General features: G+C 65.1%; 23 protein-coding genes, 1 tRNA gene and 2 pseudogenes. 15 read left to right on the top strand and 11 right to left on the bottom strand.

The window, feature by feature from the left end:
- Positions 1-18 precede the first annotated feature (18 nt).
- From KDD17_RS07720 to KDD17_RS18800, 3 genes are read left to right on the top strand one after another with little or no spacing between them, the layout of a single operon-like run.
- Positions 19-603 carry an HNH endonuclease gene (locus KDD17_RS07720; RefSeq protein WP_212706005.1) on the top strand — a complete coding sequence of 195 codons (585 nt, stop codon included), beginning with the start codon at positions 19-21 and terminating at the stop codon, positions 601-603.
- Positions 600-1,277 (top strand): DMT family transporter, encoded by a 678-nt coding sequence (locus tag KDD17_RS07715; protein ID WP_254796929.1) that lies wholly within the window; start codon positions 600-602, stop codon positions 1,275-1,277. The genes KDD17_RS07720 and KDD17_RS07715 overlap by 4 nt, the downstream gene beginning before the upstream one ends.
- Complete coding sequence (locus KDD17_RS18800) at positions 1,277-1,465, top strand: DMT family transporter (RefSeq protein ID WP_254796928.1); 189 nt, start codon at positions 1,277-1,279, stop codon at positions 1,463-1,465. Before KDD17_RS07715 ends, KDD17_RS18800 begins: the two co-directional genes overlap by 1 nt.
- Before the next feature lie 51 nt (positions 1,466-1,516).
- Here KDD17_RS18800 and KDD17_RS07710 read toward each other — a convergent pair whose 3' ends face one another.
- From KDD17_RS07710 to KDD17_RS07700, 3 genes are all read right to left on the bottom strand, one after another.
- Entirely contained in the window at positions 1,517-2,002 is a 486-nt protein-coding gene (locus tag KDD17_RS07710) for a hypothetical protein (protein ID WP_212706004.1), read from the bottom strand.
- A 142-nt stretch (positions 2,003-2,144) separates the two neighbouring features.
- Positions 2,145-2,927, bottom strand: coding sequence for an exodeoxyribonuclease III (xth, locus tag KDD17_RS07705; protein WP_212706003.1), 783 nt, complete (start codon positions 2,925-2,927; stop codon positions 2,145-2,147).
- A 417-nt stretch (positions 2,928-3,344) separates the two neighbouring features.
- Positions 3,345-3,668 carry a HesB/IscA family protein gene (locus KDD17_RS07700; protein WP_212706002.1) on the bottom strand — a complete coding sequence of 108 codons (324 nt, stop codon included), beginning with the start codon at positions 3,666-3,668 and terminating at the stop codon, positions 3,345-3,347.
- A gap of 100 nt (positions 3,669-3,768) precedes the next feature.
- On the opposite strand from KDD17_RS07700, the gene KDD17_RS07695 reads away from it, so the two are divergent.
- The 8 genes and pseudogenes from KDD17_RS07695 (at position 3,769) to KDD17_RS07660 (ending at position 11,096) form a co-directional block, all read left to right on the top strand.
- Complete coding sequence (locus KDD17_RS07695) at positions 3,769-4,986, top strand: deoxyguanosinetriphosphate triphosphohydrolase (protein WP_254796927.1); 1,218 nt, start codon at positions 3,769-3,771, stop codon at positions 4,984-4,986.
- Positions 4,964-5,569: an SDR family NAD(P)-dependent oxidoreductase gene (locus tag KDD17_RS07690; protein WP_212706000.1), complete on the top strand. Its 606-nt coding sequence runs from the start codon at positions 4,964-4,966 to the stop codon at positions 5,567-5,569. The genes KDD17_RS07695 and KDD17_RS07690 overlap by 23 nt, the downstream gene beginning before the upstream one ends.
- Positions 5,570-5,629: 60 nt before the next feature.
- A pseudogene (gene argS, locus KDD17_RS07685) lies at positions 5,630-7,374 on the top strand (arginine--tRNA ligase).
- Positions 7,375-7,460: 86 nt separating this feature from the next.
- Positions 7,461-8,423 carry an SPOR domain-containing protein gene (locus KDD17_RS07680; protein ID WP_212705999.1) on the top strand — a complete coding sequence of 321 codons (963 nt, stop codon included), beginning with the start codon at positions 7,461-7,463 and terminating at the stop codon, positions 8,421-8,423.
- On the top strand, positions 8,420-9,424 hold the full coding sequence (nagZ, locus tag KDD17_RS07675) for a beta-N-acetylhexosaminidase (RefSeq protein ID WP_212705998.1): 1,005 nt from the start codon (positions 8,420-8,422) through the stop codon (positions 9,422-9,424). Before KDD17_RS07680 ends, nagZ begins: the two co-directional genes overlap by 4 nt.
- Entirely contained in the window at positions 9,417-10,211 is a 795-nt protein-coding gene (locus KDD17_RS07670) for a segregation and condensation protein A (protein WP_212705997.1), read from the top strand. The genes nagZ and KDD17_RS07670 overlap by 8 nt, the downstream gene beginning before the upstream one ends.
- 43 nt (positions 10,212-10,254) lie before the next feature.
- Positions 10,255-10,854, top strand: a complete 600-nt coding sequence (gene scpB / locus KDD17_RS07665; protein ID WP_212706180.1) for an SMC-Scp complex subunit ScpB — start codon at positions 10,255-10,257, stop codon at positions 10,852-10,854.
- A 59-nt stretch (positions 10,855-10,913) separates the two neighbouring features.
- Complete coding sequence (locus KDD17_RS07660) at positions 10,914-11,096, top strand: hypothetical protein (RefSeq protein ID WP_212705996.1); 183 nt, start codon at positions 10,914-10,916, stop codon at positions 11,094-11,096.
- A gap of 2 nt (positions 11,097-11,098) precedes the next feature.
- On the opposite strand, the pseudogene KDD17_RS07655 reads toward KDD17_RS07660, so the two are convergent.
- The 8 genes and pseudogenes from KDD17_RS07655 to KDD17_RS07620 all read right to left on the bottom strand — a co-directional run bounded on the left by KDD17_RS07655 (position 11,099) and on the right by KDD17_RS07620 (position 17,017).
- Positions 11,099-12,174, bottom strand: a pseudogene (locus tag KDD17_RS07655) (2'-deoxycytidine 5'-triphosphate deaminase).
- A gap of 64 nt (positions 12,175-12,238) precedes the next feature.
- Positions 12,239-12,315 (bottom strand) — tRNA-Pro (locus tag KDD17_RS07650).
- Between the two features lie 67 nt (positions 12,316-12,382).
- Positions 12,383-13,588 carry a MerR family transcriptional regulator gene (locus KDD17_RS18795; RefSeq protein WP_254796925.1) on the bottom strand — a complete coding sequence of 402 codons (1,206 nt, stop codon included), beginning with the start codon at positions 13,586-13,588 and terminating at the stop codon, positions 12,383-12,385.
- Between the two features lie 3 nt (positions 13,589-13,591).
- Complete coding sequence (gene ihfA, locus KDD17_RS07640; RefSeq protein WP_212705995.1) at positions 13,592-13,894, bottom strand: integration host factor subunit alpha; 303 nt, start codon at positions 13,892-13,894, stop codon at positions 13,592-13,594.
- Between the two features lie 92 nt (positions 13,895-13,986).
- Complete coding sequence (locus KDD17_RS07635) at positions 13,987-14,958, bottom strand: beta-ketoacyl-ACP synthase III (RefSeq protein WP_212705994.1); 972 nt, start codon at positions 14,956-14,958, stop codon at positions 13,987-13,989.
- Positions 14,955-16,031 carry a phosphate acyltransferase PlsX gene (gene plsX / locus KDD17_RS07630; protein ID WP_212705993.1) on the bottom strand — a complete coding sequence of 359 codons (1,077 nt, stop codon included), beginning with the start codon at positions 16,029-16,031 and terminating at the stop codon, positions 14,955-14,957. The genes KDD17_RS07635 and plsX overlap by 4 nt, the downstream gene beginning before the upstream one ends.
- 40 nt (positions 16,032-16,071) lie before the next feature.
- On the bottom strand, positions 16,072-16,278 hold the full coding sequence (gene rpmF, locus KDD17_RS07625; RefSeq protein ID WP_212705992.1) for a 50S ribosomal protein L32: 207 nt from the start codon (positions 16,276-16,278) through the stop codon (positions 16,072-16,074).
- 190 nt (positions 16,279-16,468) lie between these two features.
- Positions 16,469-17,017, bottom strand: a complete 549-nt coding sequence (locus KDD17_RS07620; RefSeq protein WP_212705991.1) for a YceD family protein — start codon at positions 17,015-17,017, stop codon at positions 16,469-16,471.
- Positions 17,018-17,103: 86 nt separating this feature from the next.
- On the opposite strand from KDD17_RS07620, the gene KDD17_RS07615 reads away from it, so the two are divergent.
- The 4 genes from KDD17_RS07615 to KDD17_RS07605 all read left to right on the top strand — a co-directional run bounded on the left by KDD17_RS07615 (position 17,104) and on the right by KDD17_RS07605 (position 20,188).
- A complete protein-coding gene (locus KDD17_RS07615) occupies positions 17,104-17,568 on the top strand; it encodes an outer membrane protein assembly factor BamE (protein WP_212705990.1) in 465 nt (154 codons plus the stop codon).
- 140 nt (positions 17,569-17,708) lie between these two features.
- The gene (locus KDD17_RS19125; protein WP_348541489.1) at positions 17,709-17,900 is read left to right on the top strand and encodes a GNAT family N-acyltransferase; all 192 of its coding nucleotides are present in this window, start codon (positions 17,709-17,711) and stop codon (positions 17,898-17,900) included.
- Positions 17,897-18,244: a hypothetical protein gene (locus KDD17_RS19120; protein ID WP_348541488.1), complete on the top strand. Its 348-nt coding sequence runs from the start codon at positions 17,897-17,899 to the stop codon at positions 18,242-18,244. The genes KDD17_RS19125 and KDD17_RS19120 overlap by 4 nt, the downstream gene beginning before the upstream one ends.
- Positions 18,245-18,376: 132 nt before the next feature.
- The gene (locus tag KDD17_RS07605; RefSeq protein ID WP_212705989.1) at positions 18,377-20,188 is read left to right on the top strand and encodes an ABC-F family ATP-binding cassette domain-containing protein; all 1,812 of its coding nucleotides are present in this window, start codon (positions 18,377-18,379) and stop codon (positions 20,186-20,188) included.
- Positions 20,189-20,220 lie beyond the last annotated feature (32 nt).

Below are 20,220 nucleotides of genomic sequence, written 5' to 3'. Positions count from 1 at the left end.
GTGAGGGGATGACACCGCATGGACGGAGATTTCAGGACCGAATTCACCAGACAGCCCGCCGGGCTGAAGCACCGTCCGGCGCTGGTGCTGAATGCGGACTATCGCCCCCTCAGCTATTACCCACTGTCGCTATGGACCTGGCAGGAAGCGGTGAAGGCGAAATACCTCGACAGGGTCGATATCGTCGCCGAATACGAAGACTGTGTGCACAGTCCGACCACCACGCTGCGCATACCGTCGGTGGTGGTGCTCAAGGATTACGTCAAACCCCAAAAGCGCGTGGCCTTCACGCGCTTTAATTTATTTCTGCGCGACCAATTCGCGTGTCAGTACTGTGGCGCGCGCGGTGATCTGACGTTCGATCATGTGGTCCCGCGCGCCAGCGGTGGCATCACCAGTTGGCAAAACGTCGTGGCCGCCTGTAGCCCCTGCAACCTGCGCAAGGGGTCACGCTCGCTCAAACAGGTCGGGTTCTCGCTGCGCCGCGCGCCGCGCCAGCCGCAGGCCGAAGAGCTGCGCAATCTGGGCCGCAAGTTTCCCCCCAACTACATGCACGACAGCTGGATGGACTTCCTCTACTGGGACGCCGAGCTCGAAGCGTGAGTGAAGCCGCCCGCGCAACCCTGATCGTCATCGTGACGGGGATCTTCTGGGGCCTCTACTGGATCCCGGTGCGCGCCCTTGACGGCGCCGGTGCGCAGGGCGCGTGGGGTACGGTTGCGATTGCCCTGGCCGGAACGCTGTTTCTGTCACCCGTGGCCTGGCGCGCGCGGCGGAGCCTGGCCCGTGCCGACCGGCTGGCCCTTGCGGCGCTTTTTGCCGGGGGCGCGGGGTTTGCGCTCTATTCGATCAGTTTCATCTACGGCCGTGTCGCCATCGTGACGCTGTTGTTCTTTCTGACCCCGGTCTGGAGCACGCTGATTGCGCGGCTGGTCCTTGGCCAGCGCGCCACGGCCCTGCGCATCGCTGCGATTGCGGCGGGGCTCGCCGGTCTTGCCCTGATGCTCGCCGCAAAGGGCGACTGGCCGATCCCGCGCGCGCTGGGGGAGTGGATGGGGCTGGCTTCCGGTATCCTCTGGGCCATCGGCTCGACGGGCATCCGGCTGCGCAATACGCTCGCGCCACTGCCCTCGGCGTTTGTGTTTGTGGTGGGGGCCGCGGTGATGGCGCTGATCCTCGCGCCGGTTCTGGCGCCGCTGCCGCCGGTGGGTCTGCGTGCCGCGCTGATTGCGGGGGGGCAGGTGTGTTGTGGTGGGGGATCTCTATCGCCGCGCTGATGTGGGCCACCGCGCGCCTTGATCCCGCGCGCACGGGCATCTTGTTGATGAGCGAAGTCCTGATCGCGGCCCTCTCCGCTGCCGTGCTCGCCGGGGAGCATCTGCATCCCATCGAGATAGCAGGCGGGGCGCTTGTCTTGCTTGCGGGGGTGTTGGAAGTGTTGCCTGCCCGGCGCAGTCGGGCGTGATTGCGCCGGGCGGAGGGGGCGCGGATCCTTCCCGCGCCCCCCAAGCCGTCCTTATTTATCGAGGTTGCGCACCACGTTATCGGCAAAGGCGTCGATCATCGCAGTGTAGTAGACATCGCTCGACAGGGTGAAATCGGCCAGCTGTGTCCCGTCGGGGAAATAGGCCTGCGCCTGGCTGGAAGAGACGGTCAGCGTGTAATTCTGGTTGTTGGCGATGCCCGGGATACGCAGGCTCACATCGCCCACCAGCACGGCATCTTCCGACCCCACCGCCTGCTCGAAACTGTTGGCGAGCGAGACTTCGTCGATGTCGATAAGCACGCGCGCGCCGCGATCGTCCAGACGGTCCACGAGCCGTGATGCGATGGCTTTCTCAAGGTCGGCGTCCAGTGTCGTCAACACCTCGACGGCGCGTTCGTTCTGGATGGCCGAAAGTTCGGTATCCACGTCAATTTCCTTGACCATCGTGGCAGATGTGGCGGCGGTCGCGCCCAGAGCAAGTGTCAGAGCGGCGGTGGCAAATACTGTACGTTTCATTGTGTCGTTCCTTTTATTCAGGCACCCGTTCGGTGCGTCGCAAAGGGAACGACGCAAAGGCCCGTACCGTTCCCGGCCAGACGCTTTTGTGACTGATCTGTCGGTCTGTCACATTGTGTGAGACCCCGGCATGGCCCTTGGACTAAAGGTCCAGCTCCACCCAGACCGGCACGTGATCCGACGGCTTCTCGTGGCCGCGGATTTCCTTGTCGATCTGGCAGTCGCGCAGACGGTCGGCGGTATAGGGGCACAGCAGGAAGTGATCGATGCGAATACCATCGTTGCGGTTCCACGCGCCGGCCTGATAATCCCAGAACGAATAATGCCCCGGCGCCTGAACGCGTGCGCGAAACGCCTCTGTCAGACCCAGCGCCAGCAGCTCACGCCACGCCGCACGCGATTCGGGCCGAAAGAGCGCGTCCTCGGCCCATGCCTGCGGGCGGGCAGCGTCTTCGGGTTGTGGAATGATGTTGTAATCCCCGGCCATCAGAAACGGCGTCTCTTCGGCCAGCAAGGCCTGCGCGCGGGCGCGCAGGCGCTTCATCCAGGCCAGCTTGTAGTCGTATTTCTGCCCCGGTGCGGGATTGCCATTGGGCAGATACAGCCCGCACAGCCGCACGGCATCGCGTGCGCCAACCACCGTTGCCTCGATATAGCGGGCCTGATCGTCCGCTTTGTCGCCTGGCAGGCCTCGCTGCACGTCCTCAAGCGGGTATTTGGACAGGATGCCGACCCCGTTAAAGGATTTCTGCCCGTGTACCTCGACGTTATAGCCACGCTCTTCAAAAATCTCGCGGGGGAACGCCTCGTCGACGGATTTGATCTCCTGCATCAGCACCACGTCCGGCGCCGCCTCATCGAGCCAGGCGGGCAGGGCGTTGATACGCGCCTTGATGCCGTTGATGTTGAAGGTGGCGATTTTCATGGGCGCACTCCTTGGATCCTTCTCTCTATCGCCGATGACCGCGGGCGGGACAAGCCCGGTCGCGGCTCGCCCATACCGGGTGCGCGGAAAAAGACTTCCCGCTTGGGCCGTATTCTGCTAGCCTAAAGCTACCTGTTCCGATGGCGCGCGGTTGCCCAGCCAGGCAATCACAAACGCGCGGCGCGGGTCAGTACCTGGGACATCTGCCTTGCCGTCGATTAGGGGCAGGGCGCATCGCACGACACGACCCCGACAGCTTTTGCCCTTAAATCCGTAGCCGACGCCGGGCGCCGAAGTCGAGAAGAACCCCCACGCCACGGGCGCTCACGTGGCGGCCCGCCAGCGACCGGGCCACATCCGTGGTGTGGGGTCGTCCCCCCAAGACCGCGACAGCCGGGGCGGGGGTGCGTTCGGGATCTACATCGAAAAGGACGTCCCGCAGCCGCAGGACGAGGTGGCATTGGGATTGTCGATCACAAAACGCGCGCCAATCAGCTCTTCGGTGAAATCAATCGTGGCGTTGGCCAGAAACGGCAGCGACACCGCATCGACAACAACCCGTTGGCCCGCGCCCTCGAGCACCAGATCATCGTCCTTCGCGGCGTCCAGCGCGATTTCGTACTGAAACCCCGAACACCCACCGCCTTCGACGGCCACGCGCAGGGCCTTGCCCTCGGCATCCGCGCCGATCTCTGCGAGGCGGGCAAAGGCGCGGTCGGTGACTTTGGGCGGCATGTTCATGAGCGGACCTCCGGACGGGTGTCGGTTTTCATTACGGTATCCCTGCAATATAGAGGGGCGCAGAGCGGGCAACAAGAACCCCGCCGAATTGGGACACCACATGCGCGCATCCTATGCCTCTGATCCGACGCTCACCCGGGGCCGTCTCGTGCCCGAGGACGAGAGCAGTTTTCGCACCTGTTTCCAGCGTGACCGCGACCGCATCATCCACGCCAGCGCCTTTCGCAGGCTCAAGCACAAGACCCAGGTGTTTGTGGAGCATGAGGGTGATTATTACCGCACGCGACTGACCCATTCGATCGAGGTGGCGCAGGTGGCGCGCACCATCGCGGGCGCGCTGCGTCTGAACGGAGAGCTGACGGAGGCGATTGCGCTGGCCCACGACCTGGGCCATCCGCCGTTCGGACACACCGGCGAGGACGCGCTGGCCGCCCTCATGGCGCCCTACGGCGGGTTCGACCATAACGCACAGGCCATCAAGATCGTCACCGATCTTGAACGGCACTACGCCGCTTTCGACGGGCTCAACCTGACGTGGGAAACGCTGGAGGGGATTGCCAAGCATAACGGTCCGGTGGCGCCTGCCGCGGGCGATGATCCGGCCAATGATCCGCTGCCGCATGCGTTAGCGGGCTACAACGCGCGCCACGATCTGGAACTACACACCCACGCCAGCGCCGAGGCGCAGGTCGCGGCCCTGTCGGACGATATCGCCTACAACAACCACGATCTGCACGACGGTCTGCGTGCGGGGCTGTTCACGGATGCGCAGATTGCCGAACTGCCGATCATCGGCGCGGCCTACGCGCAGGTCGATGCCGCCTATCCCGAGATCAACGGCTACCGCCGCCGCCATGAGGCGCTGCGCCGGGTGTTTGGCGTGATGGTGGCCGATGTGATCGAAACCTCTGCCGCCGCACTCGACGCCTCAGGCGCGCGCAGCGCGCAGGACATCCGCGATCTGGGCCGACCCGTCATCCGGTTTTCCGATCCGCTTTGGTCGGATCTGCGCCAGATCCGCGATTTCCTGTTCACCCGCATGTACCGCGCGCCGTCGGTGATGAAAATCCGCGCCGAGGTGACCCGCGTGGTTGAAGAGCTGTTTCCATTGTTTCTCGATCAGCCGGGATTGTTGCCGAAACACTGGGCCGCGCAGGTTGCGGCGGCGGGGGCAGACCGTACAATGCTGGCAAGAATGGTCAGCGATTACATCGCCGGGATGACCGACCGCTTTGCGCTGCAGGAGCACGCGCGATTGATCGGCGGCACGCCCCGCGCGGCAGGGAGACAAAGCGATGCTAGATACACAGACACGTAAATCGACGCGCGGCCGGGGCGCGCTTCACGGCCAGCGGATACTGATCCTGGGGGCGTCGGATGGTTTCGGGCGTGCGATGGCGCGCGCCTTTGCGGGCTCGGGCGCGAAGGTGATCGCAGCGGATACGGATGCCGCAGCCCTCGATCGGGTCGACCGTGCGATCCCGCTCGCGCTCAACGGTGCGCCCGAAGACGCGCTGCGCCGAGTGGGCCGCAAGTGGGGGGAGGCGCGGCTGGATGCGGTCCTCAACCTTATGCCGCTGCGCGCGCCGCGCCAGATCGACCAGAACATCGCCGTCCTGCAGGGTATCGTGCAGGGGTTCATGCCTGCGCTGACCGCGCGCGAAGGGCAGATCATCACCGTGGCCAGCCGCCCCGAACAGGCGCTTGACGTGGGCGCGGGCGCGATGGTGCCGGCCTTGCGCGCGGCCCAGGATGCCTTTGCCGCCACGCTGCACCGCGATGGGCTGAGCCTGAACCTCGTCACCGTACGCGAGGACGCAATCACCCCGGCGCGCGCGGCGGTGATGGGGCTGATGATGGGCAGCGTCGGGCCCCTGACCGGGGCGGAGCTGCGTCTCTAGATTGACGCGCGCGGCGCGCGTGGTACACGGGGGCCTCACGTTAGCCAAAGAGCCGCCGCCATGAACCTTTTCGCCGATATCCGTACCCTTGTCCTAGCCTCGCTCGAAGCGATGCACGCCGCGGGCGACCTGCCCGCAGGGCTGGTTTATGACAACGTCACGGTCGAGCCACCGCGCGATGCGGCCCACGGCGACATGGCGACCAACGCCGCGATGGTACTGGCCAAGGCGGCCGGGCTAAAATCGCGCGACATCGCGGATAAACTCGCCGCCCTTCTGCTGGACGATGACCGTATCACCACCGCCGATGTGGCCGGGCCGGGGTTTTTGAACCTGCGGCTTGCGCCATCTGTCTGGCAGGATGTGGCGGGCGCCGTGCTGGCGGCGGGCACCGATTTCGGGCGCAGCACCATGGGCGCGGGCAGCCGGGTGAACGTCGAATATGTCTCGGCCAACCCGACCGGGCCCTTGCACGTGGGCCACACGCGTGGCGCGGTCTTTGGCGACGCGCTGGCCTCGCTTTTGGCGTTCGCGGGGCATCACGTCACGCGCGAATATGTCATCAATGACGGCGGCGGCCAGATCGACGCGCTCGCCCGCTCGGTCTATCTGCGCTATCTCGAAGCGCACGGGCAGGAGGTCGCCTTTCCCGACGGAACGTACCCCGGCGATTACCTGATCCCCGCCGGTCAAAAGCTGAAAGAGCAGGTCGGCACCGAATACCTCGACCAGCCCGAGGATGTCTGGCTGGTGCCGATCCGCAATTTCGCCACCGACGAGATGATGGCGCTGATCCGCGAGGATCTCGCACTGTTGGGCGTGCGGATGGATAAGTTCTTTTCCGAAAAATCGCTCTACAACACCGGCAAGATCGAGGCTTGCCTCGACAAGCTGGATCAGATGGGGTTGATCTATACCGGCACGCTTGAGCCGCCCAAGGGCAAGCTGCCCGATGATTACGAGGCGCGCGAGCAGACGCTGTTCAGATCCACCGATTTCGGCGACGATCAGGACCGCCCGATCAAGAAGAACGATGGCTCCTGGACCTATTTTGCGCCCGACATCGCCTATCACAACGACAAGATCGAGCGTGGGTTTGACGCGCTGATCAACGTCTTTGGCGCCGATCACGGTGGCTATGTCAAACGGATGAAGGCGGCGGTGAAAGCGCTGTCGGGGGGCGTGTGCCGCTCGACATCAAGCTGACGCAGCTGGTCAAGCTGTTCAAGAACGGCGAAGAGTTCAAGATGTCCAAGCGCGCGGGTAATTTCGTCACCCTGCGCGATCTCATCGACGAGGTGGGCAGTGATGTGACCCGTTTCGTGATGCTGACCCGCAAGAACGACGCGCCGCTGGATTTCGATTTCGACAAGGTGATGGAGCAGTCGCGCGAGAACCCGGTGTTCTACGTGCAATACGCTCACGCACGGGTGGCGTCGGTCCTGCGCCGGGCGGCGGAGGCCGGGATCGCCGTGGATGACGCGGCGCTGAAATCCGCCGATCTGGGCAAGCTGGACCATGCCGCAGAGCAGGGATTGTTGCGCAAGATCGCCGAATGGCCCCGTCTGGTGGAAACCGCCGCCCGCACCAATGAGCCGCACCGCGTCGCCTTCTATCTGTATGAATTGGCAGGGGATTTGCACGGTCTGTGGAATCGCGGCAACGAAGAGACGCAGCTGCGGTTCATTCAGGAGGACGATCCTGCAACATCGCAATCCAAAATTGCGCTTGCCCGCGCCACGGCCCTTGTGATTGCGGCCGGCTTGGGTATCCTTGGCGTCACCCCCGCGGACGAGATGCGATAACGCACGCGGCGCTTCGGGGGTGCACAGGCAACCCAAATGATCCGTCGGCCCCGTCGCAGGGGTGACAGGCGGGCGGCGAGGCAACGATGGCAGAACATTCCTATGATCCCGGCACGGGTGCGTCCGCGCACGCGCAATACGCCGTTTCCCCGACGAACACGATTGGCAAGCTGACCACCTTTGCGGGGGCGGCCGTGTCGCTGGCGCTGGTCGTCGGCGTGAGTGTCTGGGGGTACAAGCTTTTGGTGCGCGACGTCAGCGGCATCCCCGTGGTGCGCGCCGCCGCAGGAGAGATGCGCGTGCGCCCCGAAGATCCGGGCGGGCAACTGGCACGCCATCAGGGGCTGTCGGTCAATACCGTCGCCGCGATCGGAGAGGCGTCAGCCACGCCCGACCAGCTGCGCCTCGCACCCGGCCCGGTGGATCTTGCCGACGAAGACCAGCCCATGCCGCAGATTGCCGAAACCTCCGCTGCGCCCGAAGCAGCTCCTGTGCCACAGCCCGAAGCGGCTGTAGCGACCATTGATGTCGACGTGGCCGCAGCACTGAGGGACGGGTCCGTCGAGGATCTGGTCGCCCAGCTGACCGATGGGGTGGACCCTTTGCAGCAGCTTGAGGCCGCCGATGATGCGGCGCCGGTGCTGGCGTCCCTGTCGGGCTCCGCGCTGTCGGGCGAGGGCCTGCGCGCGTCGTTGCGGCCCATGGTGCGCCCGGCGCGCGCCGCCGTTCCCGCCGCCGCCAGCCCAGCGGCGCGTGCTGCGACGACGACTGGTGAGATCGATATCGCCAGCCTGCCCGCAGGGACACGTCTGGTGCAGCTTGGCGCCTTTGACAGCCCCGAGATCGCCCGCGCCCAGTGGGACAAGCTGGCGGGCCAGTTCGCGCCCTTCATCGACGGCAAATCCCGCATCGTGCAGCAAGCAAAATCCGGCGGGCGCACCTTCTACCGCCTGCGCGCGCACGGTTTTGCCGATATCGCGGACGCGCGGCGCTTTTGCTCGGCCCTGGTCGCCGAAAGCGTCGACTGCATCCCGGTCGTCACCCGGTGAGCCGGTTCGGCGCCACCATCCTCGACGCGGACGGGCACCGTCTAAGCCGGGAGGAACGCGCGTTTTTCCGCGATGTGAACCCTTTTGGCTTCATCGTGTTCGCGCGCAACATCGACACGCCCGATCAGGTGCGCGCGCTGTGTGACGATTTCCGCGATGCCGTGGGGCGCGAGGCCCCGATCACCGTTGATCAGGAGGGCGGACGGGTGCAGCGCCTGCGCGGGCCCACATGGTCCGAATGGACGCCGCCGATGGATTTTGTGACCGCCGCAGGGGATGCCGCGGCAGAGGCGATGTATCTGCGCTTTCGCCTGATCGCGCATGAGTTGCGCGCAATCGGGATCGACAGCAATTGCGCGCCGATGGTCGATGTGCCGGTCGCGGACACCCACGATTTCCTTCGCAATCGCTGCTATGGCACCACGCCCGCGCAGATCACAGCGATGGGGCAGGCGGCCAATGACGCGATGCTGGCCGGTGGCGTGCTGCCCGTCATCAAACATATTCCCGGCCATGGCCGTGCCACGCAGGACAGCCATTTCGAGCTGCCCCACGTCAGCGCCACCCGCGCCGAGCTGGAGAGCGACTTTGCCCCCTTCAGCGCCCTGCGCGATACGCCCATGGGGATGACCGCACACGTTGTGTACGAGGCGATTGACGACGCCCCCGCGACGCTCTCGCCCGAGGCTATGCGCGTGATCCGCGAAGAGATCGGTTTTGACAATCTCATCATGACCGATGACGTCAGCATGAAGGCGCTCAGCGGCACGCTTACCGATATCACGCGCGGCGCGCTGGCCGCAGGGTGCGACGTGATCCTGCACTGCAACGCCCCGCTGGCCGAGCGCGCAGAGGTGGCCGAGGCCGCCGGAGAGATGTCGGATGCCGCGCAGACCCGCGCCGAGCGGGCGCTGGGATACCGCGAAACCCCCGATGATGTTGACATTCCCGCCCTCGAAAGCCAGCTTAAGGCGCTTTTGGGCGGGGCAGCGTATGGCTGACGACACCTTTGAGGAAGACCGCACAACGGTGGCCGACAGGCTCGCCGCCGAAGCGCTTGTCGTCGATGTCGACGGCTACGAGGGGCCGCTCGACGTGCTGCTGACGCTGTCGCGCACACAAAAGGTTGACCTGCGCCAGATCTCGGTGCTGCAACTGGCCGAGCAATACCTCGCATTCGTCGAGCGCGCCAAGGCGCTGCGGCTGGAACTGGCGGCTGATTATCTGGTCATGGCCGCGTGGCTTGCCTTCCTCAAATCGCGCCTGTTGCTGCCGCCGGATCCGGCGGAGGAGGGGCCGTCTGGTGAGGAACTCGCCGCGCATCTGGCGTTCCAGCTTGAACGTCTTGCCGCGATGCGCGACGCGGCGGCCCGGCTGATGGCGCGGGATCAACTGGGGCGCGATTTCTTTGCGCGCGGGCAGACGCAGATCGTCGAGCGGGTGCGCTCGGTCACCTATACCGCGACGCTGCTGGATCTGATGCAGGGCTACGCCCGCATCCGCACCCGCGACGATTTCCGCCCCTTCACCATGGATCGCAAGGCGGTGTTTACGATGGAGCAGGCGCTGGAGCGGATGCGCGGGCTTATCGGCTTTGCGGGCGATTGGGGCGATTTGATGAGCTTTCTGCCCGAGGGGTGGGAGAGCGACCCGGTCAAGCGCCGCTCGGCCACCGCCGCGACCTTTGCGGCCTCTCTGGAGCTGGTCAAGGAAGGGCATCTGGAGATCCGGCAGTCGGACACTTTCGGCGCCATCCAGCTGCGCAAAAAGGATCAAGACCGTGACTGAAGATGTTGATGACACAGAAGAAAGCCTGTTCGAGGCACCCGTGATGGCGGAACAGGAGCGCATGATCGAAGCCGTGCTTTTCGCCAGCGCAGAGCCCGTCACGCTCAAGGAGTTGGAGGCGCGTATGCCCCACGGCTGCGATGCGGGCGAGGCGATGGCCCATCTGCGCCGCCGCTACGAGGGGCGCGGCGTGCAGGTGATGAAGATCGGCGATGCCTATGCCATGCGCACCGCTGCCGATCTGGGCTTCCTGATGCAGAAGGAAACCGTCGAGACCCGCAAGCTGAGCCGCGCGGCGATCGAAACGCTGGCCATCATCGCCTACCACCAGCCCGTCACCCGTGCCGAGATCGAAGAGATCCGGGGCGTGTCGGTCTCGCGCGGCACGGTCGATCAGCTGTTGGAGCTGGAATGGATCCGGCTGGGCCGCCGCCGCATGACGCCGGGCCGCCCGGTGACATTCGTGGTGACCGAAGGGTTCCTCGATCATTTCGGGTTGGAAAGCGCGCGCGATCTGCCGGGGCTGAAAGAGCTGCGCGCGGCGGGTTTGCTGGAAAACCGGCCCAGCTTTGCGCCCGTGGGCGATGCGGACGAGGGCGAAGAGGAAGCGACTGAAGGGCAGAGCGAACTTTTTGAGGATTGACCCCAAAAGCGCCACAATCGTCCCTATATTGGAAACAAGCCAGTTTCAGGAGCACAGCAATGAATCAGATCATCAATATGATCATGCGCCAGGTGATGCGCAAACTCGTCAGCAAGGGCGTGGATGCGGGCATCAACCGCGCCACCAAGGGACGCAAAAGCAACGGACCCGCGCAGGGGCAGCAAAGCGCAAAGCAAAGCAAGCAGGCTATCCGCGCAATGCGCCGCGCCAACCGGATGTAAGGCTAGCGTTCCGCGAAATGCTTGGATAGCTTGAGCCCCTGACCCTGATAATTCGACGCAATGCCCGCCCCGTATAGCTGCGAGGGCGCTTGCGTCATGCGTTCGTACACCAATCGGCCCACGATCTGCCCGTGCTCCAGCACAAAGGGCGCCTCGTGGCAGCGCACCTCAAGCACGCCGCGCGATCCAGCACCGCCGGCGGCTGCATGGCCAAAACCGGGATCGAAAAACCCCGCGTAATGCACGCGGAATTCGCCAACGACCGCCAGAAACGGCGCCATCTCGGCGGCGGTGTCGGGCGGGATCGTGACCGCCTCGCGGCTCACCAGAATATAGAACGCACCGGGGTCGAGGATGATGTGGCCGCTGTCGCTGTGCACTTCCTCCCAATACTCGGCGGGGGGTAGTGGCCGATGCGGTCCAGGTCGATCACGCCGGTGTGCGGCTTGGCCCGGTAGCCGACGAGCGTGCCGCCAGCGGGGCGCAGATCGACGGAAAACCCCAACCCCTCGTCAATCACGGCAGGGCCGTTGACCAGCGGCGTGGTGGCGTGCAGCGCGCGCAGGTCATCATCGCTCAGCACGGCGGCCCCTTGCGCAAATCGGATCTGGTTCAGCCGCATGCCCGGACGCACCAGAACCGAAAACGAGCGCGGGCAAATCTCGGCGTAGAGCGGGCCGGTGTAGCCGTCGGCGATGCGGTCAAACTCGGTGCCGCCGTCGGTGATGAGGCGCGTCAACAGATCCAGCCTGCCGGTCGAGCTTTTCGCGTTGGCCTTGGCGGCGGTGCCAACGGGAAGGGAGAGGGATTCCATCAGGGGCACCACATACACCGCGCCTTTTTCCAGAACGGCGCCCGCGGTCAGGTCAATCTGGTGCATTTCAAAATCGGCAAGTCGCTCGGCCACGCTCCGGTCGCGCCCGGCCAGAAAGGACGCACGTACGCGGTAGGCAACTGTGCCAAGCCGTAGATCAAGGCTGGCGGGCTGGATCTGCGCGGGATCGACGGCGGGGCTTGCGTGGATCACGCCATCGGCAATCATCGCATCGATCTGCTGGTTTGGGATCACACCGGCCATGGGACGTCCTTTAATGCAAAAGACGCCCGCACCCGTCGGGGATGCGAGCGTCAATTCTATGTCGTGGTCGGGCTAGCAGGACTCGAACCTGCGACCTTCCGTCCCCCAGACGGACGCGCTACCAGGCTGCGCCATAGCCCGACATGAGCGCTGTAATATCGCAATTCATCCGGGGTGCAAGGATAAATCGCAAGCCTTTCCACGAAGGCTACGACCGCCCCGCACCGCCGCCCCGTCGCGCTGCCATGCGGTCGCGCAACGCGGTGAGTTGGTCGAGAAGGGGCGCCAGTTCGCGCGCGGTCTGCGGGGCGATCCGGCGCACGCGCGTCGCCCGGCTAAGCGCGGAGGCTTCGGCGTGAATCTCGTGTTCAAGCTGCACGGCTGGCATTCCGATATCGCGCGGTCGCGGGGCTGTATCTGCGGCTGGCGCGGCCTTGACCTCTTCGTCGGCGTCTTCCTGCGGCGTTTCTGCAGCCGCGTCTGTCGTTTGTGGATCTGCCTCCTCTGCCGCGTCGGTCGATGGTTCAGCCGCAGGCAGTTCCGTCACATCCGCAGCAGTGTCCGCGGCCGGTGTTTCGCGCGTTTCTTCTGTCGCCGCTGGCGGATTTGCGGCTGGCGTGTTGTCCGTGACGGGCCCATCCGTGTCGGGGGCGGGGGTACTGAGGAAATCGGGCAGGGGCGACATATCCTCCCCGGCGGTCCCGTCCTTGGCAGCGCCAGGGGTGTCTTGCGCGGCGGCGGCGATTTCTTCGTCCACGATCCTTTGCGTCTCGGGTGCAGGCGCGTCGGGTGCGGGGGATTCTGTTTCCGCCTCTTGAGCGGTCTCTGGCGGCGGGGCTGGCAGATCGGCGCTCCCCTCCGCGTCGCTTTCTGCGTCCTGCGTGGCGGCCTCAACCGGCGGATCGTCGGCAACCGGCTCAGGCTCGGTGGCTGCGGTGCTGAGGAACTCCGGCAGGGGCGACATATCTTCTTCGGCGGTGCCGGGGGCGACATCCTCCTGTCCGGTCTCGGCGGGCTCCGCTGGCGCGGCATCGGCCTCCTGCGGCGGCTCGAACGGAAGCACCTTTCCCTCAGGAGCGGGCGCGGGTTTTGGCTGCGGCGCCGGAGCGGCAGGGGCCGCGTCAATCACGTCGGTGTCGTCCAGAACGGGCGACAGCGCAGATACATGCGCCATGCCCTGCTCCCGCAGAATCTTTTGCACGCCCTTGATGGTCAGCCCATCGTCGTGCAGCAGTTTCTTGATCCCACCCAACAGCTGCATGTCCGCGGGACGGTAATATCGCCGTCCGCCTGCGCGCTTGATTGGTTTTACCTGGGTGAATTTGCTTTCCCAGAACCGCAGCACATGCGCCTGGATGCCGAGCCAGTCTGCGACCTCGGAAATCGTGCGGAAAGCGTCGGGAGATTTGGGCATGGCCTAGCGCTTGTTGCCGTCGGCCACACGGTCTTTCATCAGATGCGAGGGGCGGAAGGTCAGCACGCGGCGCGGGTTGATCGGGACTTCCTCGCCGGTCTTTGGGTTGCGGCCGACGCGGGCCGATTTGTCTCGCACCGAAAAGGTGCCGAACGACGAAATCTTGACCTGTTCACCGCGCACCAACGCATCGGACATCTCGTCCAGAACGGATTCGACCAATTGCGCACTCTCATTCCGGGACAGACCGACTTCACGAAACACCGCTTCGCTCAAATCCATTCGCGTCAATGTTTTGTTAGCCATCATTATCCCCCGTTGTTTCCAGAATCTTGAACCCGTTGACAGGTCAAGTCAATAAATTAGAACAGACCGCTCGGGCTGTAGCAGCAAACGCGCTACCACCGCAAGACGACCGCACCCCAGGCCAGGCCCCCGCCGATCGCTTCGGTGACGATCAGATCACCCTGTTTGATCTGGCCGCGTGCGTGGCCCACCGACAGGGCCAACGGGATCGAGGCGGCGGAGGTGTTGCCGTGGTCCTGCACGGTCACGACGACCCGCTCCATCGGCAGGCCGAGCTTTTTGGCGGTGCCCTGAATGATGCGGATGTTGGCCTGATGCGGCACAACCCAATCGATCTGATCGCCGGTGACACCTGCGCGCGCCATCGCGGTGGTCGCTGTCGCTGCGAGCTTTTCGACCGCGTGGCGAAAGACCTGATTGCCCTGCATGCGCAGATAGCCGGTGGTGCCCGTCGATACGCCGCCGTCGACGTAGAGCAGATCGCGGTGGGTGCCGTCGGAATTGAGATCGGTCGCCAGGATGCCGCGATCCTCGGGCGTGCCGTTCCCCTCGCGCGCCTCAAGCAACAGCGCACCCGCGCCATCCCCGAACAATACACAGGTGCCACGGTCGGTCCAGTCCATGATCCGGCTGAACGTCTCGGCCCCGATGACCAGCACGCGGCGCGCCTGACCGGAGGCAATCAGCGCATTGGCATTCGACAGCGCAAAGACGAACCCGGCACAAACCGCTTGAATATCAAAGGCAAATCCCGATTTCATACCCAACTGCGCCTGTACCATCGTGGCGGCGGAGGGGAATGTCAGATCGGCGGTAGACGTCGCCAGAACAATGGCGTCTACATCATCCGCCTGCATGCCGGCCATGTCGAGTGCGGCGCGCGCGGCGGCGGTGGCCATGCTCGAGGTGGTTTCATCCTCGCCCGCGAAATGCCGCCGCTCGATGCCAGAGCGGGAGCGGATCCATTCATCCGTGGTGTCGAGCGTCGCCTCGAATTCAGCGTTCTCGACGATCCGTTTGGGGAGGTAGTGGCCTACGCCGATGACGGCGGCGCGCAGGGTCACGTATCGTTCTCCTGCTGGGCGGGCAGGGTGGCGGCGACCCGCGCGGCAAGCTTGTCGTTGAACCCGTTGTCCGCCAGTTGTGCCGCCAGTTTGATCGCGGCGGATACCCCCGTGGCATCCGCCGATCCGTGCGATTTCACCACCGTGCCGTTGAGCCCCAGAAACACGCCACCGTTGACACGGCGCGGATCGATCTTGCGGCGCAGACGCATCAGCGAGGTATAGGCCAGCACCGAGGCCAGCCGCGACAGGATCGAGTATTTGAACGCCTCGCGCAGGCGGATGCCGATCAGGCTCGCCGTGCCTTCGCCCGTCTTGATCGCGATGTTGCCGGTGAATCCGTCGGTGACAATCACATCGGCGCGGTCGCCGGAAATATCGCCCCCTTCGACGAATCCGACAAAGTCAAAGCCCGCGTCGGCGGCATGGTCGCGAATCAGGTCATGGGCTTCCTTCAGCTCGGTGCGGCCCTTGTGTTCTTCGGTGCCGACGTTCAGCAGGCCGATGCGGGGATGATCCACCCCCAACCCGTTTCGGGCGTAGGATTTGCCCATCAGCGCAAAGCGCAGCAGATCGTCGGCATCGGCACGGATGTCGGCGCCCACGTCGAGCAGCACGTTGAACCCCTGGGCATTGGAGGACGGATAAAGGACGGCAATCGCGGGCCGGTTCACGCCCGGCATCTTGCGCAGGCGGATCATGCTCAGCGCCATCAGCGCGCCGGTATTGCCACAGGAGACGGCCACGCTGGCCTCACCGGAGCGTACGGCCTCGATCGCGGAATACATCGACGTGCCCTTGCCCTGGCGCACGACCTGGCTGGGCTTGTCGTCCATCGTCACGACCCCTTCGGCGTCGTGGATGGTTACGCGGTCGGCAAGGGTCGGCTGGCGTTCGACCAATGGCGCCAACTCGGACCGGGGGCCGTGCAGGATGAACGCAATGTCGGGATTGATCTTGGCCGATTTGACCATGCCGGCAACAACGGCTGCCGGCCCCTGGTCGCCCCCCATCGCATCAACAGAGATGAGGGTGCGGGCTTTCGCGGGTGAACGATCGGACGGGTCCGTCATGTGGTGCGAATGCCTTTGGTTGTTACCGCTCGCGCGCAGCTTACGCTGCGTCTTCGTCGAGATCAATCTCGTCCGTGAGGGCAACGATTTCCGCATCCGCATAGTGGCCGCAGGCCGCGCAGATATGGTGCGGGCGCTTCAGCTCGCCGCAGTTGGAGCATTCGTTGGGGTTTGCAGCCACAAGCGAATCGTGGGCCCGGCGGTTGTTGCGGCGGGATTTGGAAACTTTGTTCTGTTGGACAGCCATGTCTGGTGCCTTTGTGCTGGGGGCTGCGGGGCGGATCGTGTCGCGCGCAGCCGGGTGTGCGTTGAAATCCCCTGTCGGAGCGTAGCGTGCGTTTAGGCAAGTGTTGCCGGCTTGTCCAACCCAAAATGACAAAAAACCCCTGAAATCGCGCCATAGAGCAGCGCAATAGCAGATATTTGCCGGGGCGGGGTCAGTCCTTCTTGTCGGTCAGCTGGTCCTTGAGCGCCGCAAGACCGGCAAAGGGTTTGAGATCATCGTCGCTGAGCGGCGTTTTCCCCGCTTCGGTGACCTGCACGGGCTCCAGCGTCGCACCTTCCTTGCGCGGGTAGTCGGGCACAGCCAGCGCCAGCGCTTCTGCCATGACGGCGGCGGGGTCGATCCAGGCGCCCAGCTCTTCGGCGGTGTCATCTTCCATTTCGACTTCTGGCGCCTCCGGCTCCGGCATCTCGCGCAGGAAATGGCGTATCACGTCGGTGTCGATCCGGGTGGTCACGGGCTCCAGCGTGGTCACGCAGGGTTGCACCACGGTGGCACCCAGGCGCGCCTCCAGCAGCCAGTCGGTATCACCGATCGGGCGCAGGGTGCCCGCAAAGCTGAGCTTGCGCAGCGCGTAGAGGTCCAGCTCCTGCGCCAGCGCCGCGCAGGTATCGCGGTCGGGGCGCAATTCGAACGGGGTGGGCGCGCCGGTTTGCAGATCGGCGACCCGAAGGCTGGTGGCGGTGGGACGGGAAGGGGCCATGGCGCGTGCTTTCGTTTCTTGAACCGTAGGCGAGAGTTGGTGTAAGCGAGATAGAAGCCAAGCAGACCAAGGGCAAGGGGCAGCACATGGGCAAGACGACACAGGGGCCATGGATGCGCCGCGTGATTATGGCGCTCGCGCTGGGGGCTGCGCTTTCTGCCTGCGCCCCGCAGTTTGCCAACCATGGCTACATCCCCCCCGCCGAAGACCTCGATCTGTTGACAGTGGGCGTCGATACCCGCGCCTCTGTCGAGGAAGCCATTGGCACGCCCTCGACCGCCGGTGTGGTCAACGAAAGCGGCTTTTACTACGTGCGCAGCCGCAAACGCACCTTTGGTGCGCTCGCCCCCAAGACGGTAGAGCGTGAAGTGCTTGCCATCAGTTTCGACAGCGCGGGTGTGGTCACCAACATCGAACGCTTCGGGCTGGAGCGGGGGCGGGTCGTGCCGATCTCGCGCCGCGTGACGACGTCGGGCGTGTCGAACAACGGGTTCCTCAAGCAGCTGTTGGGCAATATCGGGCGCTTCAACCCCGCGGGGCTGGCGGGGTGACCCGCGCAGGGTGAGCGCGCCTGTGTCCAGTGGCGCCGCGCGTGCGCGTGTGTGAGCGGGCCAATGCAGACCCCGCGCTATACCCTCGGATACGCCACGACCGCGCCGCAACTGGCCGCAGCGCGCGATCTGCGCAGCCGGTGCTTTGGCCCGGCGGGCGGGCGGAGGATGCGTTTGACGCAGGCGCGCGGCATCTGACGATCACTGACCGGCAAAGCGGCGCGGTGGTCTGCACCTGCCGCCTGACGACCGTGACGGGGGCCGCGATCCTTCAGACCTATACCGCCCAGTTCTACGGCGTGGACGCGCTTGCGCAACGCGGGGGCCGATGATGGAGCTGGGGCGTTTCTGCATCGACCCCGTCCGGCAGGATCCCGATATTCTGCGGCTGGCCTGGGCGGGGCTGACCGCGCAGGTTGATGCGCAGGGGGTCGGGTTGTTGTTTGGCTGCGCCTCGTTTGCGGGATGCGATCCGGCGCCCTACGCTGACGGCTTTGCCGTTTTGCGCGCGCGCTATCTGGCGCCCGAGCCTGTGCGCCCGGCGCCCAAGGCGCCAGAAATCCACGATTTTTCGGAGGTCGCACTGCCCACCGATCCGCGCGGCGCGGCGGCCCTGCTGCCGCCGCTTCTGCGCACCTATCTGCTGATGGGGGCTGGGTCAGCGACCATGCGGTGATCGACCGCGAGATGGGCACGCTGCACGTCTTTACCGGGCTGGAGATCGCGTCGATCCCGCCCGCGCGCAAACGTCTGCTGCGCGCGCTGGTGAGCGATTGACCATTCGCGCGGGGGGCGATAGGCGCATCCCATGGCACGCGCACCCCTTCTCCAGCTCACCGATATCTCCCTCACCTTTGGCGGTGATCCCGTCTTTGCCGATCTGTCGCTGGTCGTGCAGCCCGGCGACCGTCTGGCGCTGGTGGGCCGCAACGGATCGGGCAAATCCACGCTGATGAAGGTTATGGCCGGTCTGGTCGAAGCGGACGCCGGCGAGGTCGTGCCCGGCCCCGGCGTGCGCGTGGGCTATATGGAGCAGGACCCCGATCTGGCCGGGTTCGAGACGCTGGGCGATTTCGCCTCCGACGGGCTGGACCCCGGTGAGCTCTATAAGGTGGAGCGCGCGGGCGAGGGGCTGAAATTCGACCCCGACCGCCCGGTGGCCACCGCGTCGGGCGGGGAGCGGCGGCGCGCGGCTCTGGCCCGTCTGATGGCTTCCGAGCCTGAGCTTATGCTGCTCGACGAGCCGACCAACCACCTTGATATCGAGGCGATCGCCTGGCTGGAGGACGAGCTGAAATCGACGCGCACGGCGTTTGTGACGATCTCCCACGACCGCGCCTTTCTGCGTGCGCTGACGCGTGGGACGCTTTGGATTGATCGGGGTGCCGTGCGCCGTGCCGACATTGGATTTGACGGGTTCGAGGCGTGGCGCGACAAGATCTGGGAAGAAGAAGACCAGCAACGCCACAAGCTTGACCGCAAGATCAAGGCCGAAGCGCGGTGGGCGGTCGAGGGCATCTCGGCCCGGCGCAAACGCAATCAGGGCCGCGTGCGCGCGCTCGGAGAGCTGCGCGCCGAACGCGCCAGCCAGATCAAGCGGCAGGGCACGGCGGCCATGGCGCTGGAGGCCGGGCCAAAATCGGGCCGCAAGGTCATTGAGGCCGATGGCATCGCCAAAGCCTTTGGCGACAAGCAGATCCTGCGCGATTTCTCGATCACGGTGCAGCGTGGCGACCGCATCGCGCTGGTCGGGCCCAACGGCGTGGGCAAGACCACGCTGCTGAACATGATGATCGGGCGCGAAACCCCCGACAGCGGCACGATCAAACTGGGCACCAACCTTGAGCTGGCGCTGCTGGATCAGGGGCGCGACCAGCTCGACGGGGATATGTCGCTGTGGGACAGCCTGACGGGCGATCCCGATATGCGCGTGTCGGGCAAGGCCGATCAGGTGCTGGTGCGCGGCATGCCAAAGCACGTCGTGGGTTATCTCAAGGAATTCCTGTTTGACGAAGCACAGGCTCGCGCGCCCGTGCGCTCGCTTTCGGGGGGCGAAAAGGCGCGCTTGCTGCTGGCCAAGATCATGGCGCGCGAAAGCAACTTGCTGGTGCTCGACGAGCCGACGAACGATCTGGATGTGGAAACGCTCGATCTGCTGCAAGAGCTGCTGGATACCTACGACGGCACGGTGATTTTGGTCAGCCATGACCGGGATTTTCTGGACCGCGTGGCGGCCACGACCATCGCCATGGAGGGCAACGGCCGCGCGACGGTCTACGCGGGCGGCTGGAGCGACTACCTCGCGCAGCGTGGGCAGGATGATTTCGAGGGCAGCGTGACCAAGGCCAAACAGGCCCCGCCCAAGGCGCAGGCACAGGCCGCAAAGCCCAAGAAAGGCCTGAGTTTTACCGAGCAGCACCGGCTCGAAGCGCTGCCGGACGAGATCGCGCGCATCGAGGCGGAGATCGGCAAGCTGCAAGAGCTGATGAGCGACCCGGAGCTGTTCACCCGCGAGCCGGTGAAATTCCAGAAAGCCACAGAGGCGCTCATCGCCCGGCAGGCCAAGCTGGAAGCGGCCGAAGAAGAATGGCTCGCCCTCGAAGAGAAGGCCGGCGCCTGAGGCAATGGCAAAATTTCGGGGAAATTTTGGGT

This window comes from Sulfitobacter albidus, from assembly GCF_018200035.1.
Lineage (GTDB): Bacteria > Pseudomonadota > Alphaproteobacteria > Rhodobacterales > Rhodobacteraceae > Sulfitobacter > Sulfitobacter albidus.
Note: the sequence above shows the minus strand (reverse complement) of the source record. Positions and strands in the feature narration are given on the sequence as shown.

Coding starts and splice junctions, on each gene's coding strand:
- KDD17_RS07720 (WP_212706005.1), top strand. CDS start 19: ATGGACGGAGATTTCAGGACCGAATTCACCAGACAGCCCGCCGGGCTG.
- KDD17_RS18800 (WP_254796928.1), top strand. CDS start 1,277: ATGTGGGCCACCGCGCGCCTTGATCCCGCGCGCACGGGCATCTTGTTG.
- KDD17_RS07710 (WP_212706004.1), bottom strand. CDS start 2,002: ATGAAACGTACAGTATTTGCCACCGCCGCTCTGACACTTGCTCTGGGC.
- xth (WP_212706003.1), bottom strand. CDS start 2,927: ATGAAAATCGCCACCTTCAACATCAACGGCATCAAGGCGCGTATCAAC.
- KDD17_RS07700 (WP_212706002.1), bottom strand. CDS start 3,668: ATGAACATGCCGCCCAAAGTCACCGACCGCGCCTTTGCCCGCCTCGCA.
- KDD17_RS07695 (WP_254796927.1), top strand. CDS start 3,769: ATGCGCGCATCCTATGCCTCTGATCCGACGCTCACCCGGGGCCGTCTC.
- KDD17_RS07690 (WP_212706000.1), top strand. CDS start 4,964: ATGCTAGATACACAGACACGTAAATCGACGCGCGGCCGGGGCGCGCTT.
- KDD17_RS07680 (WP_212705999.1), top strand. CDS start 7,461: ATGGCAGAACATTCCTATGATCCCGGCACGGGTGCGTCCGCGCACGCG.
- KDD17_RS07670 (WP_212705997.1), top strand. CDS start 9,417: ATGGCTGACGACACCTTTGAGGAAGACCGCACAACGGTGGCCGACAGG.
- scpB (WP_212706180.1), top strand. CDS start 10,255: ATGGCGGAACAGGAGCGCATGATCGAAGCCGTGCTTTTCGCCAGCGCA.
- KDD17_RS07660 (WP_212705996.1), top strand. CDS start 10,914: ATGAATCAGATCATCAATATGATCATGCGCCAGGTGATGCGCAAACTC.
- KDD17_RS18795 (WP_254796925.1), bottom strand. CDS start 13,588: ATGCCCAAATCTCCCGACGCTTTCCGCACGATTTCCGAGGTCGCAGAC.
- ihfA (WP_212705995.1), bottom strand. CDS start 13,894: ATGGCTAACAAAACATTGACGCGAATGGATTTGAGCGAAGCGGTGTTT.
- plsX (WP_212705993.1), bottom strand. CDS start 16,031: ATGACGGACCCGTCCGATCGTTCACCCGCGAAAGCCCGCACCCTCATC.
- rpmF (WP_212705992.1), bottom strand. CDS start 16,278: ATGGCTGTCCAACAGAACAAAGTTTCCAAATCCCGCCGCAACAACCGC.
- KDD17_RS07620 (WP_212705991.1), bottom strand. CDS start 17,017: ATGGCCCCTTCCCGTCCCACCGCCACCAGCCTTCGGGTCGCCGATCTG.
- KDD17_RS07615 (WP_212705990.1), top strand. CDS start 17,104: ATGGGCAAGACGACACAGGGGCCATGGATGCGCCGCGTGATTATGGCG.
- KDD17_RS19120 (WP_348541488.1), top strand. CDS start 17,897: ATGATGGAGCTGGGGCGTTTCTGCATCGACCCCGTCCGGCAGGATCCC.
- KDD17_RS07605 (WP_212705989.1), top strand. CDS start 18,377: ATGGCACGCGCACCCCTTCTCCAGCTCACCGATATCTCCCTCACCTTT.